This window comes from Stenotrophomonas maltophilia, from assembly GCF_001676385.1.
Taxonomy (GTDB): Bacteria; Pseudomonadota; Gammaproteobacteria; order Xanthomonadales; family Xanthomonadaceae; genus Stenotrophomonas; species Stenotrophomonas maltophilia_J.
Map to the genome: position 1 here is coordinate 48,757 of NZ_LYVJ01000012.1, position 14,831 is coordinate 63,587.

Genomic DNA, 14,831 nt, shown 5'->3' on the forward strand with positions numbered 1-14,831 from the left:
CCCCCGGAACTGCAAGTTTCCGGGGGATTTTTTTGAGAAACCCAAAAAATCCTAATAAAAACAATTAATTAAGCGGACCTTCATTCATGTTGCATTTACCTAACGCGTTATCTACACTCGCTTAACCGAAGCATAACGAGTGGGGATCCAACCGAAATGCGTAACGCCAACCGCCGCACCAAGCCAAACCGCGTCCCGTTGACTCTTGCCGTACTCGCCTGCCTGCAGGCGGCGCCGGTATTCGCACAGGAAGTCGAGGCACCGCAGTCCGAGTCGTCGAGCAGCTCGTCCAAGAGCCCAACCAACCTGGACGCGATCAGCGTCACCGGCTCGCTCATCAAGCGGCCTGAATATGAGACCACGTCTCCGGTCCAGGTCATCTCGATTGAAAAGGGCGTTGCGGCGGGCCAGTTCGATACCGCGGACTTCCTCCAGACCTCGTCGATCGCGGCAGGATCGACCCAGATGAACAACCAGTTCGGCGGCTTCGTGGTCGAAGGCGGAACTGGCGTGCAGACCGTGTCCCTGCGTGGCCTGGGCGCGAACCGTACTCTGGTCCTGCTCGATGGCCAGCGTCCGGGTCCAGCCGGCACCCGCGGCCAGGTCGGCGCATTCGACCTCAACGTGATTCCGCAGGTCATCCTGCAGCGCCTGGAGGTCGTCAAGGATGGTTCATCCTCGATCTACGGCTCGGACGCACTGGCCGGCGTGGTCAACCTGATCACCAAGAAGAGCATCGACCGTCCGGAAATGACGTACTCGATGAGCGTTCCGCAACATGGCGCTGGCGAGCAGTTCTCCGCGTCCATCGCCAACGGTTGGAACTTCGAAAAGGGCAGCATTGTCGCTGCCGCGCAGTGGGATCGCCTGAATGCGCTGACCGTTGGCGATCGTGACTTCTTCCGATGCGCCCAGGACATGGTGTGGGGTACCGATGGGCAGCGGATCGATCGCGAGGATCGCTCGATCCTGGCGGGCACCGATCTGGGCGGCTGCAGCACCGGCAACCTGTATGCCAACACCATCATCAAGTACAGCAACTCGGGTATCCGCTACGTACCGTCACCGGATGGCAGCACTGTCGGCCCGTTCCCGGGCTACAAGCCGCGCCCCCGCCCGACGCCCACCTACGCCAATGGCGGCAAGGCCTATTACGAGGACGTGCTGAACTTCCCGTTCTATGACGATCAGGAAGTCATCAATCAGCGCGAACGTGCGACGCTGTATGCGTCCAGCGATTTCAGTTTCGACAGCGTCAACTGGAAGACCCAGTTCCTGTACAACCGCCGCGAAACCAAGGCCCACAGCTGGCGCCAGTTCTTCCCGGTCGTCTACAGCGAAGCGGCCGATGACTATTATCAGGTCATCATGCCGTTCCCCAGCGACGACAAGATCACGGTCGATTATTTCTATGGCACCACCAAGCTGGACGGCCAGTTCAAGTGGACCGACAGCTGGGCCTGGGAAGTCAACGCCAGCTACAGCCGCTCCAGCGGTGATTACAGCGGCCTTGCCATCGACGCCAGCCGCGCCGGTGACCTGAGTTACACCAACGACGACATGCCGGTGAACTATTTCGATCCCGGCTTCCTCAGCGGAGCTCGCATGTCCGAGCTCGTCGATGCCATTGGCCAGTGGCACACCGGCAACACCGTGTACGAACAGACCAGCGCAAATGCCATCGTCAGCGGCAATCTGTTCACCCTGCCGGCCGGCGACGTTGCGTCTGCCATCGGCGTGGAATTCCGCAAGTACAAGATCAATGACACTCCTTCGGAGTTCTCCCGCTCGGGCAACATCTGGGGCGCCAGTACGGCCGACATCACCAAGGGTACCGACAAGGTGAAGGAGGCCTTTGCCGAGGTGGACGTGCCGCTGCTGAAGGGCATTCCGGGCATCGAGTCGCTGTCGGTCAATCTGTCCGGCCGCGTATTCAAGTACGACTCGGTTTCCGGTTCGGACAAGGTGTGGAAGACCGGCGTGAACTGGCAGATCGTGCCTTCGCTGCGTCTGCGCGGCACGGTGGGCACCTCGTACCGTGCTCCGGGCCTGTATGAGCTGTACCTGGGCAACCAGACCGGATTCCTGGCTCAGAACCAGATCGACCCCTGCATCCTGTGGGGCGACAGCAACAACGACTTCATCCGTGCCAACTGCGGTGCCGCTGGCATTCCGGACAATTACGCCGGTGGCGGCAGCAGCGCTACGATCTATTCGGGTGGTGGCGCCGGCCAGCTCAAGCCGGAAACCTCCAAGGCCAGGACCCTCGGCCTGGTCTGGACGCCGACGTTCGCCAACCTGAACGTGGCGCTGGACTATTTCGACTACGACGTCCGCGGCGAAATCACCCAGCTCGACGAGTACGACATCGTGTTCGGCTGCTACGGTTCGGCGGTGTATCCGAACGCATTCTGCGACCAGCTGGTTCGCAACAGCCCGACCGACGCCGCGTCGCCGAACCAGATCACAACCGTCTACAACAAGTACATCAACATCAACCGCGAGCGCACCCGCGGCTATGACCTGCAGATCAACTACGACGATGATTTCTCCTTCGGCAAGCTGTCCGCCGAAGCGCAGGTGACGTACACCCTGGAAGACACCAACCAGTTGTTCGATTCGTCGGCCGAGAGTGGCATCACCACCTCTGACCAGGTCGGTTACATCGGCCGCCCGAAGACCGTGGGCCTGGCCAGCGTCAGCCTGGAACGCGGTGACTGGACCTACAACTGGCAGGGTACGTATACCAGCAGCACCTCGAACAAGGACCTGAACCCGAACTTCACCTATTCCGGCTACCAGAACGCCTCCCGCGACATCAAGGCCGGCTGGCAGTTCCGCCACAGCGTCTCGGTGGGTTACAAGATGGATGACTGGTCCATCATGGTGGGTGTCCGCAACCTGTTCGACAAGGAGCCGGATCTGATTTCCAACACCGCCGGCACCCGCTACGGCAATGTTCCGCTGTATGCCTCGCAGTACGACTGGTATGGCCGCACGTTCTTCGCGCGCGTGTCCTACAAGTTCTGATTGCCCAGCAACCGCAGTACCCCCGACAGACCCGGCTTTTGCCGGGTCTGTCTTTTCCGGCGCCCGCCTGCCCCCTTGCGCCCGCCCATGACCTTCGACACCCTTGCAGGCCAGGCCGGCGGCGTATCGTTCGGCCCACGGCCGTCCCCGCGGCCCTTCCCTGACTTACCCGGCCTGGAGGCCATCCAAGTGACCCGTACTCCCAAGATCGTGCTGCTGACCCTGGCCGTTTCGGCCGCGCTGGCCGGCTGCGGCAAGACTGACACCCCGGCCAAGGACGCCACCGCCTCCACGCCGGCTGCCGCCGAAGCAACCACTTACACGCTCGACGAGAGCAAGCTGCCCGCCTACAACGCCTTCCAGCCGGGCGACCTGGATGCCAGCAAGGACGCTTGCACCGCCTTCGGTGATTACGTCAACAGCAAATGGCTGGCGGCCAACGAGATCCCGGGCGACCGCACCAGCTGGGGCGCGTTCACCATCCTCGACGAGCGCTCGGTGGCCGTGCAGCACCAGCTCGCCGAACAGGTCGCGCAGGTGAAGAACCCGAACCACATCGAGAAGATCGTCGGCGACCTGTGGGCCACCGGCATGGACGAAGCCAAGATCAACGCCCAGGGCATCGAGCCGCTGAAGGCCGACCTGGCCGCGATCGACGGCCTGCAGGACAAGGCGGCCATCGCCAATTACCTGCGCACCAGCGCGGCCAAGGGTGACAACATCCTGTTCGGCTTCGGTGCCGAAGCCGACTTCAAGAACTCGGCCGTGAACATGGCCTACGCCAGCCAGGGCGGCCTGGGCCTCCCGGACAGCACCTATTACACCGACGCCAAGAACGCCGACAAGCTGAAGGCCTACCAGGCGCACGTGGCCAAGGTGCTGGAGCTGTCCGGTGTCGCTGCGGCCGATGCCGCCAAGCAGGCCGAAGACGTGGTCAAGTTCGAAACCCGCCTGGCCAAGGCGTCCAAGTCTCGTGTCGAGCTGTCGCGCAACGTCGAGCTGTACTACAACCCGGTCACCCTGGCCGATGCCGACAAGCTGACGCCGAACTTCAGCTGGACCGAGTTCTTCAAGTCGCAGGGCGTGGCCGCGCCGGAGAAGTTCTCGCTGGCCATGCCAGCCTTCCACGAAGAAGTGAGCAAGGCGCTGGGTGATGCCGATCCGTCGGTGTGGCGCGCCTATCTGCGCTTCCATACCGTGGACAGCGCCTCGCCCTATCTGGCTGACGCCTTCGTGCAGGAAAACTACGAGTTCTACGGCAAGACCCTCAACGGCCAGAAGGAACAGAAGCCGCGCTGGAAGCGCGTGCTGGGCACCATCGAAGACGATGCCGGCGAAGCCTTCGGCCAGCTGTACGTGAAGGTCGCCTTCTCGCCCGAAGCCAAGGCGAAGATGGAAGACCTGGTGAAGAACCTGGCCGCTTCGCTGAAGGAGCGCATCCAGGGCCTGAGCTGGATGAGCGACGAGACCAAGGCCAAGGCCATCGCCAAGTGGGAAACCTTCACCCCGAAGATCGGCTACCCGGACAAGTGGCGTGACTGGTCCGGCCTGCAGACCCAGCGCGACAGCTTCCTGGGCAACGTGCGCGCGGCCAACGAGTTCAACTACAGGTTCAACCTGTCCAAGATCGGCAAGCCGGTGGACAAGACCGAGTGGGGCATGACGCCGCAGACGGTCAACGCCTACTACAACCCGCTGCAGAACGAGATCGTGTTCCCGGCCGCCATCCTGCAGCCGCCGTTCTTCGACCCGAACGCCGACGACGCGTTGAACTACGGTGGCATCGGTGCGGTGATCGGCCATGAAATGACCCACGGCTACGACGACCAGGGCGCGCGCTTCGGGCCGACCGGCAACATGGAAGACTGGTGGACTGCGGCGGACAAGAAGAACTTCGAAGGCCTGACCGGCAAGCTGGTCAAGCAGTTCGACCAGTACAAGGTCGACGGCCAGGCGGTTAACGGCCACCTGACCCTGGGCGAGAACATCGCCGACCTGGGTGGCCTGGCCACCGCCTACGATGCCCTGCAGAAGGCCAGCGCCGGCAAGGAAGACCCGAAGGTGGACGGCTTCAGCCGCGACCAGCGCTTCTTCTTCAACTGGGCCACCGTGTGGCGCACCAAGTACACCCCGGAAAACGCCAAGGTCCGCCTGGCCACCGACCCGCACGCACCGGCACAGTTCCGTGCCATGGGCGCGCCGTCGAACCTGCCGACCTTCGCCGCCGCGTTCCAGTGCAAGGCCGGCTCGCCGATGGCCCGCACCGGCGAAGAACAGGTGGTGATCTGGTAATCCCCGGCTGACGCCGAGGCAACCCCTGCAAAGGCCCGGAATGTTCCGGGCCTTTGTTCTTCTGCACCCCGCTCTGCCGGGAAAGGCTGGAACGCGCGGTGATGCATGCATCCCGCGCCCATGCACGGCTTGCTATAGTGCGCGCGCCCTCAATCCATCACGGATTCGTTCCACATGCCCAACTTCCGTCCGCTTGCCATCGCCCTGGGCATCAGCCTGGCGACCCTGGTCCCGACCCATGATGCGTTCGCCGCCAAGAAGAAGGCCGCCCGCGCTCCGGCGGTCAGCGCCCAGTGCAGCGATTTCTACGCCGCCACCAACGCAGGCTGGCTGAAGGCCAATCCGGTGCCGCAGACCGGCGCCACCACCGCGCTGGGCCAGCTGGTCGATCGCAGCCGCCAGCAGCAGCGCGAACTGCTCGACGCCGCGATGAAGGCGCCGCAGGGCAACGTGCAGAAACTGCTGGGCGACTTCTGGGCCAGCGGCCTGGACGAAGCTGCGGTGGAAGCAGACGGCTCCAATCCGATCGCGCCGCTGCTGACCCGCATCAACGCGATCAAGAAGGCCAAGGATATCCCCGCCTCGATCGCCGCGTTGCACCAGGTCGGTATCCCGGTGGCGTTCAACTTCGGCCCGGACGTCGACCTCAAGGCCCTGGACCGCCACATCGGCTACTTCATGCAGGGTGGCATGGGCCTGCCGGATCCGGCGTTCTATACCCGCACCGACGCCGACACCGTCGCCCTGATGGGCCGCTACCGCAATTACGTCAAGCAGATCCTGGCACTGACCGGTACACCGGCCGCGAAGCTGGAGGCCGAAGCGCAGGCGGTGATCACGCTGGAAACCGAGCTGGCACGCAACGCGCAGTCGCTGGCCGGCATCAACAACCCGTTCAACAACTACGCACCGATCACCACCCGCGACCTCAACAGCCGCTACCGCAACCTGCAGCTGGATGCGTTCCTGAAGGCACAGGGCGTGGATGACGACCTGGTCTCACTGGCCGACCCGGGCCTGTTCAGGCAGCTCGACAGCATGGTCACCCGGCTCAAGCCGGACCAGTGGAAGGCCTACCTGCGTTGGCGCGTGGGCGATTCCATGGCCCCGTACCTGTCCAAGGCCTACCGCGACGCCGAATTCGAGTTCCGCGGCCGCGTGCTGCGAGGCCAGACCCTGCCGCCGCAGCGCTGGGAAAGCGTGCTCGACGCCATCAATGTGGCCGCCGGCCCGATGGTCGGCCGTGAGTATGCCGCCCGGTACCTGTCGGCCGAAGATCGTCGCCAGGCGGCGTGGATCGTCGACAGGGTGCGCGAAGTCCAGATCGAGGCGGTCAAGAACAGCAGCTGGATGAGTGCCGAAGCCAAAACCGAAGCGCAGGCCAAGCTGGCCGCGCTGAAGATCGAGATCGGTACCCCGCTGCGCGACCTGGACTACAGCGTGCAGCCGATGGGCCGTGGCTCGTTCGGTGGCAACATGCTGATCGCGTCGACCTGGCGCCATCGCGAGGAAATGAAGCGCATCGGCAAGGGCAATGCCGACCGTCGCTGGGATGTGCTGCCGCAGCAGCCATCGCTGGCCTATGACCTGGCGCAGAACCGCCTGATCGTCACCGCCGCGATCCTGCAGGGCCCGGTGTTCAATGCCAGGGCCGATGCCGCCGACAAGTTCGGCAGTTTCGGTGGACTGGTCGGCCATGAGCTGACCCGCGCCATCGATGCCAAGGGCGCCCTGGTCGACGCCAGGGGCGAGCTGCGCAGCTGGTGGACCCCGGCCGACAAGACCGCCTGGACCCTGCTGGGCAACCGCGTGGCTGCCCAGTACGGCGCCTACGACTTCCCCGGCGTCAAAGGTGCCAAGGTCAATGGCACGCTCACCCAGGAAGAGAACCTGGCCGACATCGCCGGCCTGGAACTGGCCTGGGCGGCCTACACCGCGCAGGAGCCGAAGGCCAAGCCGGCACAGCAGCAGGGGTTCTTCCGCGCCTGGTCGGCACTGTGGGCACAGCAGCTGTCGCCCAATGAAGCCGTGCGCCGCCTGACCGCCGACATCCGTGCACCGGGTGTGTGGCGCAGCAATGGCACGCTGGCCAACCTGCCGGCGTTCGGCACCACCTTCAGCTGCAAGGCCGGCCAGCCGATGCAGCGCAGCGACGCCGAGCAGATCAAGGTCTGGCGTTGAGCCAACGGCCGCTGTTGAGGCACGAAGGGCGCCCCCGGGCGCCCTTCTTTTTTGCGGATGCAGCACGATCGCGGGTTAACACCGGGCGTGCTATCGCTTCGGCTTCGTCCACCGTGGAACCCCGACATGGCGCACAAGAACACCATCTGCATCTGGTATGACAACGGCGCGCTCGAGGCCGCCACCTTCTACGCCAGCATCCTGCCGGACAGCGCGGTGACTGCCGTGCATCACGCGCCCGGTGACTATCCGGACGGCAAGGAAGGCAGCGTGCTGACGGTCGAATTCACCGTGTGCGGCGTCCCCTGCGTCGGCCTCAACGGCGGCCCCGCGTTCAAGCACAGCGAAGCGTTCTCCTTCCAGATCCAGACCGAAGACCAGGCCGAGACCGACCGCCTGTGGGATGCGATCGTCGGCAATGGTGGCCAGGAAAGCCAATGCGGCTGGTGCAAGGACCGCTGGGGCATCTCCTGGCAGATCAGCCCACGCATGCTGATCGAGGCGGTGACCAGCCAGGACAAGGCGCTGGCCAAGCGTGCCTTCAACGCAATGATGCCGATGAAGAAGATCGACATCGCCACCCTCCAGGCCGCAATCCAAAAAGGGGACGGAGGGGATTAAGTCGTTTATCCCCACCGCCGGTGCAGCCACGCGAGTTGCGACTTAATCCCCTCCGTCCCCTTTTTCCGAGGTACAGATGATCTGGGACGCAATCATCATCGGCGGTGGCCACAACGGCCTGGTCTGCGCGGCCTATCTGGCGCACGCCGGAATGAAAGTGCTGGTGCTGGAGCGTCGTGGCGTTCTGGGCGGTGCCGCGGTCACCGAGGAGTTTCATCCAGGCTTCCGCAACTCGGTGGCGTCATACACGGTGTCGCTGCTGCAGCCAAAGGTGATCGACGACCTGCAGCTGCATGCCCACGGGCTGCGCATCATCAACAGGCCCGTCAACAACTTCCTGCCATTGCCCGACGGCCGCTACCTGCTGTCGGCGCATGGTCGCACCCGGACCGAGATCGCGAAGTTCTCCGAGCGGGATGCACAGCGCCTGCCCGCGTATGAAGCACGCCTGGAGATCTTCGCCGATGTGCTGCGCGCGTGGGCCTTGCGTGCGCCACCGGACGTCGGCGTTGCCGGTGGTTGGCGCGCGTTGCCTGCGCTGTGGCAGATGGGCCGTCTCGGTCGCGAGCTGGCCCCCCTGGATGCCTCGCTGCGGCAGGAACTGCTGGATCTTTTCACGCTGTCGGCCGCCGAGTACCTGGACCGCTGGTTCGAGAGCGAGCCGGTCAAGGCCCTGTTCGGCTTCGACGGCATCGTCGGCAACTATGCCAGCCCCCACACGCCGGGCAGCGCCTATGTACTGCTGCATCATGTGTTCGGCCAGTGCAATGGCATGAAAGGCGCATGGGGCCATGCGATCGGTGGCATGGGCGCGATCAGCCAGGCCATCGCCTCCGCCGCACGCGGGGCGGGCGCGGAACTGCGCGTGGATGCCGGCGTGCAACGCGTACTGATCGAACACGGGCGTGCCGTGGGCGTAGAGCTGGCCAACGGCGAAACCCTGCGCGCCCGCGCGGTGATCGCCAACGTCAATCCGAAGCTGCTGTATGAGCAGTTGCTGGAACCGGTGCAGGTACCGGCGGCGACACGCGAGCGCATGGCAAACTGGCGCTGCGGCTCTGGCACATTCCGGATGAACGTGGCGCTGTCGCGGCTGCCGGACTTCCGTGCCCTGCCCGGCCCGGGCGATCACCTCAGCGCCGGCATCATCATCGCGCCCAGCCTGGACTACATGGACCGCGCCTGGCTGGATGCGCGCCGTGACGGCTGGTCACGCGAACCGATCGTGGAGATGCTGGTTCCCAGCACGCTGGATGATTCGCTGGCCCCGCCCGGACAGCATGTGGCCAGCCTGTTCTGCCAGCATGTGGCACCCGTGCTGCCTGACGGACGTCACTGGGATGATCACCGCCAGACCGTGGCCGATCTGATGATCGCCACCGTGGACCGCTATGCCCCCGGATTCGCCGACAGCGTGCTTGGCCGGCAGGTGCTGTCACCGCTGGATCTGGAACGCACCTTCGGCCTGATCGGCGGCGACATCTTCCACGGCGCACTGAGCGCCAACCAGTTGTTCTCGGCGCGTCCGATGGTCGGCCAGGCAGGTTATCGCGGCGCGCTGCCCGGCCTGTACCTGTGCGGCTCAGGCACCCATCCTGGCGGCGGCGTCACCGGCGCACCCGGGCATAATGCCGCGCAGGTGGTGCTGCGGGACCTGTAGAGGCGTGCCGACCAACGGTCGGCACCCACAGCGTCAAATGATCCTTCGGATCATTTGACGCTGCGCAGATGGTTCGGGCGCTTCGGCGGTCCCGGCGGACGCCGCTTGTTGAACGGCGGCTGCCCGCGCCAGTAGCGGATCAGCAGCCAGCCGAACAGCATGCCACCCAGGTGCGCGAAGTGGGCCACGCCCGGCTGCCAGCCGGTCATGCCCAGCACCAGTTCGCCCACACCGAACAGGATTACGAAAGTACGCGCCTTCATCGGGATCGGCGGGAACAGCAGCATCACCCGCTGGTTCGGGAACAGCATGCCGTAGGCCAGCAACAGGCCGAACACGCCGCCGGAGGCACCCAGTACCGTCGCCGGGTTCTCCAGCAGCGTTCCCACCAGCAGCTGGCAGACGCCGGCACCGGCCACGCAGACCAGGTAGTACAGCAGGAAGCGCTTCTCGCCCCAGGTCTGCTCCAGTGGCGCACCGAACATGAAAACAGCCAGCATGTTGAAGAACAGGTGGCCGAAGCTGCCGTGCAGGAAGCCATAGGTCAGCAGCTGCCACGGCTGGAAGTTGCCGCCCGGTGAGAACGCATCGAAACCCTGCTGCAGCGGTTGCAGCATGAACGGCTCGAAGGTCTGCATGCCGAGCAGGAACGGCTGCTGCAGCAGGAACAGGATCGCGTTGGCGATCAGCAGGGCCTTGGTAACGGTTGGCAGTCGCGGGAACATGGGAGCACCGGCATGGAACGGCCTCCATCATAGCCGCAGCGTCATGCCATGTCGGCGCGCCCCAGGCATGGCCTGTTCAGTCGCCAGCGATGCTCAGCCGGGCCCCCACACGGCCGCATCCAGCGCCGCCGCCGGATCGGTGGCCGGCATCCGCACCCGCCCGTTCTCCACCCGCACGCCCTCGGCACGCAGACGCTGCGACTGCTCGCGCCAGCCGGCCGAACCTTCTTCCAGGGCGATGCGCCCATCCGAGCGCAGCACGCGGTGCCAGGGCAGGTCCGGGTCGTCGTTCTGGCCAAGGATGCGCGCGGTCAGGCGGGCCCGCCCGGGCAGGCCGGCGCGCATCGCCACCTGCCCGTACCCCATCACCTGCCCGGCCGGGATCGCGCGGATCACCGCCAGGATGCGCGCCCGTGCCTGTTCCGGTGTCAACGCCGCAGGCGGGTCACCAGCAGTACGCCGATCAGTACCAGCACGGTGCCGGCGACCTGCGCCGGCCCCATCGGTTCGTCGAGCAGCCATAGGCTCATCACGATGGTGGAAACAGGCCCCAGCATACCGACCTGTGCGGCCAGCGACGAACCCACGCGCTGCACCGCCAGCATGATTGCCAGCACCGGCAGCACCGTGCACGCGGTGGCATTGACCAGCGACAGCCACTGCACCGGTGCCGGTGCCTGCCACAGCAACGGCAGCGGATGGGTCACCGCGAAATGCAGCAGCACCAGCGCGCTGGCGACGCAGCTGGCGTAGGCGGTCAGCCGCACCGCGCCGATGCGCGCCACCACCTGCCCACTGCCGAACAGGTACAGCGCATAGCTGAGCGCACTGCCGAGCACCAGCAGGCTGCCGACGATGATCTGCCCGCCTTCGCGCTGCAGGTCGTGGCCGAAGGCGAGCAGCACGCCCAGATAGCTCAGCACCAGCGCACCGATCTGCCAGCGGCCCGGGCGCTGCCGCGCCAGCAGCACGTTGATCAGCAGCACCAGGGTCGGGTTCAAATACAGGATCAGCCGCTCCAGGGTCACGCTGATGTACTGCAGCCCTTGGAAGTCGAGCAGGCTGGACAGGTAGTAGCCGGTGAAGCCCAGCCACAGCACGCGGGCGCGGTCGGCCCAGGACAGCGGCGCAGCCCGGCGCGCGGCCCACAGCGCCATCAGCACGAACAGCGGCAGCGCCATCAGCATGCGCATTGCGAGCAGCGTGGTGGCGTCGACGCCATGGCGCAGGCCCAGCTTGACGATGATGGCCTTGCCGGACGCGGCGATGGCGCCGACCGCGGCCAGGCCGATGCCGCCCAACGCGATGCGTGGGGAAGCGGTAGCGATGCGGGAGGTGGGACTGGACATCGGGACGACGGCGGGCCGCGCGGGGCGGCCCGGGAAAGCGTGCGGGGCGGTCATTGTCGCATGGGTGCGCCCGCTGCCCCGTAGAGCCGGGCCTGCGCTCGGCTCCACCATGCCTGGGCGAAAAGCAGCCGAGCATGGCTCGGCTCTACAACGGCCCGGGTCAACGCATCAGTACCACTTCCTCGGCCGACGTCGGGTGGATGGCCACGGTGGCGTCGAACTGGGCCTTGGTCGCCCCCATCTTCACCGCCACCGCGAAGCCCTGCAGGATCTCGTCGGCCGCTTCACCGAGCAGGTGGATGCCGACCACGCGTTCTTCCGGGCCCGCGCAGACCATCTTGAACAGGCTGCGCTGGGTGCCGTTGGCCAGCGCCTGCAGCATCGGGCGGAAGCGGCTGTGGTAGACGCTTACCTGGTCGAAACGCCGGCGCGCTTCTTCCTCGCTCATGCCCACCGCGCCCAGCGGCGGATGCGAGAACACCACGCTCGCCACGTTCTCGTAATCCATTTTGGACTGCGGGCGCCCCCCGAACAGGCGGTCCATCAGCCGCCGCGAAGCGGCCACCGCCACCGGGGTCAGACCGACCTTGCCGGCGATGTCACCGACCGCGTGCACGCTCGGCACGCAGGTGGTCTGCCACTCATCCACCTGTACCTGCCGGTGTTCGCCAATGCCGATGCCGAGCGCCTCCAGGCCCAGGTCATGGCTGTTGCCACGACGGCCGGTGGCGAAGAAGACCGCATCGAACACGCTGTCGATCGGGCCGTCATGGCCGTATGCGCGCACACGCGCTCCGTCACGCTTCAGTTCACGCAGGCGATAGTCGAAATGGATGCGCACGCCCTGCTGCTTGAGATTCTCGGCCAACTGGTCGGTCAGCTCGTAGTCGAAGCGCTCCAGCAGGCGCTGGCCACGTACCAGCAACCTGACCTTGCTGCCCAGCGCCTGCAGCAGCCCGGCCAGCTCCACGGCGATATAACCGCCGCCGACAATCGCGACCTCGGCCGGCGCCGCGCGCAGATCGAAGAAATCGTCGGACACCAGGCCCAGCTCTGCACCCGGAATATCCGGGCGCAATGGATGCGCGCCGGTAGCGATCAGGATATGCCCAGCGCTGTAGCGCACGCCGTCACTGCAGGCCACGGTGTGGGCATCGAGCAGGCGGCCACGTGCCGGGATGCGCACCACGCCGGTTTCGTCCAGCCGCGTGTGGTAACTGGCGTGGATGTTGCTGATGTAGGCCTGGCGATGGATCACCAGTTCCTTCCACGACAGCGCCGGGCGCGCCGGCACGTCAAAGCCCATCGCACTGGCCAGGCCGATGCGCTCGTGCAGGTCGGCCGCCAGCCACATCGCCTTCTTCGGCACGCACCCGATGTTGACGCAGGTGCCGCCGAGCTCACCGGGCTCCAGCAGCGCCACGCGCTTGCCGTACTGGGCGGCGCGAATGGCGCCGGCCAGGCCGGCAGATCCCCCGCCAAGGACGATCAGGTCGTAATCATGGGGCGCAGTGCTCATGGATGTCGCTCGGGTCGGTGAAAGAAAGGACGGCGTGCCGGGGTTGCAGGCGGCAACCACAACCGGCGGACGCCCCGCGTCATGTGGTTTCGAGCATGCCATGTCCTGCTGCGGTGCATGCGTGACGATCGGGCGGACCCTGCATCATCCCGGCCCGGTGCCACGCCGCATCGGCGGCCACTGCCGGTAGGTCATCGCACGCCACAGCCATTCCATCGGGCCGAAGCGGAAACGCCGCAGCCACGCGTGCGACAGGCCCACCTGGACGGCGAACACCAGCAGCGCGAACAACAACTGCACACTGCGCGGCATCGCTTCGAACCACCCCAGGCCATAGTGATAGAACAGCCAGGTGCACAGCAGCGACTGGCCAAGGTAATGAGTCAGCGCTATCCGCCCGGCCGGAGCCAGCCATCCCAACCGCGTGCGCCAGTGCACGATCCAGCCCAGGTAGCCCAGGCACATCAACAGCCCACCCAGGGAAAACAGCGCCATCACCGCGGTCACCTGCAGGTCATACATTCCCGGCGCCAGGTAGGGCTTCCGGATCACCGCCATCGCTGTGAGCAGCAGGCCCAGGGGCAGCGCGCCCCAGCGCAGCACTGCGTACAGGCGCGGGAAACGCTCCGGCGAAGCCAGCGCGCCACTGCGGGTGAAACCGCTGCCGATCAGGAACATGCCCAGCACTTCCGGGCCGGTGATCAGCATCGCCCCCATCGATACAGCAAATTCATGCAGGCGCTGCGCGGTGGCCTGCATCCAGCTGCCGTGCCCATATGCCAGGCGCTGCTGGTCAACGCTCTGCTGCGCATCGGACAGCATCCGCTGCACGTCCTCGGCCGAGGCCATCGACACCATCGCGCCCACCAGCAGCATCATCGCCACGCCGCCCAGATAGACGACCACGCCCATCCACGGCAGCCAGCCGCGCGGCGCCTCGCGGCAGGCCAGCAGCGGCAACGAGGCCAACGCATACATCACCAGGATGTCGCCCGACCAGACCAGCAGCGCATGGCACAGCCCGATCAGCAGCAGCCCGGCGCTGCGGCGCAGGTAGAAAGGGGTGAAGTCGCGGCCGGCAACCTCGGCGCGCTGCGCCATCACCGCGAAGCCGGCGCCGAACAGCAGCGAGAACAGGGTGAAGAACTTGCCCTGCACGAACACGTAGACGAACGCATCGGCCCAGTAGTCGATGCCCTGCCAACGCGCATCGATGCCGGTGAAGGCCAGCTCCAGCGGACCGCTGAAGGCCTCGATGTTCATCAGCAGGATGCCCAGCAGCGCGGCACCGCGCAGCACGTCAAGCACGGCAATGCGTTCGCCGGAGGCCACCGGTTGCAGGGAGGGAGAAGCAGCGTTCACGGGGCATCCGTCGGGCAGGTCCACCATTATGCCGCCGGCCCGCAGGCGGTGGATGGCCGCGACGAGTTCCGGAAACGCAACGGCCCGCCGGA

10 protein-coding genes are annotated in these 14,831 nt (G+C 65.8%); 5 read left to right on the forward strand and 5 right to left on the reverse strand.

Translation table 11 applies throughout. The features are described 5' to 3' along the window. Positions 1-156: 156 nt before the first annotated feature. From A9K58_RS15490 to A9K58_RS15510, 5 genes are all read left to right on the forward strand, one after another. Positions 157-3,030 carry a TonB-dependent receptor domain-containing protein gene (locus A9K58_RS15490; protein ID WP_065200195.1) on the forward strand — a complete coding sequence of 958 codons (2,874 nt, stop codon included), beginning with the start codon at positions 157-159 and terminating at the stop codon, positions 3,028-3,030. 189 nt (positions 3,031-3,219) lie between these two features. Continuing rightward, complete coding sequence (locus tag A9K58_RS15495; protein WP_065200271.1) at positions 3,220-5,322, forward strand: M13 family metallopeptidase; 2,103 nt, start codon at positions 3,220-3,222, stop codon at positions 5,320-5,322. A gap of 174 nt (positions 5,323-5,496) precedes the next feature. Then, positions 5,497-7,503 carry a M13 family metallopeptidase gene (locus A9K58_RS15500; protein ID WP_065200196.1) on the forward strand — a complete coding sequence of 669 codons (2,007 nt, stop codon included), beginning with the start codon at positions 5,497-5,499 and terminating at the stop codon, positions 7,501-7,503. Between the two features lie 126 nt (positions 7,504-7,629). Beyond that, on the forward strand, positions 7,630-8,124 hold the full coding sequence (locus tag A9K58_RS15505) for a VOC family protein (protein WP_065200197.1): 495 nt from the start codon (positions 7,630-7,632) through the stop codon (positions 8,122-8,124). Positions 8,125-8,200: 76 nt separating this feature from the next. Next, a complete protein-coding gene (locus A9K58_RS15510; protein WP_065200198.1) occupies positions 8,201-9,784 on the forward strand; it encodes a phytoene desaturase family protein in 1,584 nt (527 codons plus the stop codon). A 50-nt stretch (positions 9,785-9,834) separates the two neighbouring features. Here the strand turns inward: A9K58_RS15510 and A9K58_RS15515 are convergent, their stop codons facing one another. The 5 genes from A9K58_RS15515 to A9K58_RS15535 form a co-directional block, all read right to left on the reverse strand. After that, positions 9,835-10,509 (reverse strand): rhomboid family intramembrane serine protease, encoded by a 675-nt coding sequence (locus A9K58_RS15515; RefSeq protein ID WP_005410509.1) that lies wholly within the window; start codon positions 10,507-10,509, stop codon positions 9,835-9,837. Between the two features lie 93 nt (positions 10,510-10,602). After that, positions 10,603-11,031, reverse strand: coding sequence for an MGMT family protein (locus A9K58_RS15520; protein ID WP_407070834.1), 429 nt, complete (start codon positions 11,029-11,031; stop codon positions 10,603-10,605). Further along, a complete protein-coding gene (locus A9K58_RS15525) occupies positions 10,938-11,858 on the reverse strand; it encodes a DMT family transporter (protein WP_065200199.1) in 921 nt (306 codons plus the stop codon). Before A9K58_RS15525 ends, A9K58_RS15520 begins: the two co-directional genes overlap by 94 nt. Positions 11,859-12,018: 160 nt before the next feature. Beyond that, the gene (gene gorA / locus A9K58_RS15530; RefSeq protein WP_065200200.1) at positions 12,019-13,377 is read right to left on the reverse strand and encodes a glutathione-disulfide reductase; all 1,359 of its coding nucleotides are present in this window, start codon (positions 13,375-13,377) and stop codon (positions 12,019-12,021) included. A 144-nt stretch (positions 13,378-13,521) separates the two neighbouring features. Beyond that, entirely contained in the window at positions 13,522-14,766 is a 1,245-nt protein-coding gene (locus A9K58_RS15535) for a DUF418 domain-containing protein (protein ID WP_065200201.1), read from the reverse strand. Positions 14,767-14,831: the final 65 nt, after the last annotated feature.

Bases quoted from the DNA above. Each gene is read 5' to 3' on its own strand.
- A9K58_RS15490 (WP_065200195.1), top strand. From the start codon at position 157: ATGCGTAACGCCAACCGCCGCACCAAGCCAAACCGCGTCCCGTTGACT.
- A9K58_RS15515 (WP_005410509.1), bottom strand. From the start codon at position 10,509: ATGTTCCCGCGACTGCCAACCGTTACCAAGGCCCTGCTGATCGCCAAC.
- A9K58_RS15500 (WP_065200196.1), top strand. From the start codon at position 5,497: ATGCCCAACTTCCGTCCGCTTGCCATCGCCCTGGGCATCAGCCTGGCG.
- A9K58_RS15520 (WP_407070834.1), bottom strand. From the start codon at position 11,031: ATGGCTGCTCGACGAACCGATGGGGCCGGCGCAGGTCGCCGGCACCGT.
- A9K58_RS15525 (WP_065200199.1), bottom strand. From the start codon at position 11,858: ATGTCCAGTCCCACCTCCCGCATCGCTACCGCTTCCCCACGCATCGCG.
- A9K58_RS15510 (WP_065200198.1), top strand. From the start codon at position 8,201: ATGATCTGGGACGCAATCATCATCGGCGGTGGCCACAACGGCCTGGTC.
- A9K58_RS15505 (WP_065200197.1), top strand. From the start codon at position 7,630: ATGGCGCACAAGAACACCATCTGCATCTGGTATGACAACGGCGCGCTC.
- A9K58_RS15535 (WP_065200201.1), bottom strand. From the start codon at position 14,766: ATGGTGGACCTGCCCGACGGATGCCCCGTGAACGCTGCTTCTCCCTCC.
- gorA (WP_065200200.1), bottom strand. From the start codon at position 13,377: ATGAGCACTGCGCCCCATGATTACGACCTGATCGTCCTTGGCGGGGGA.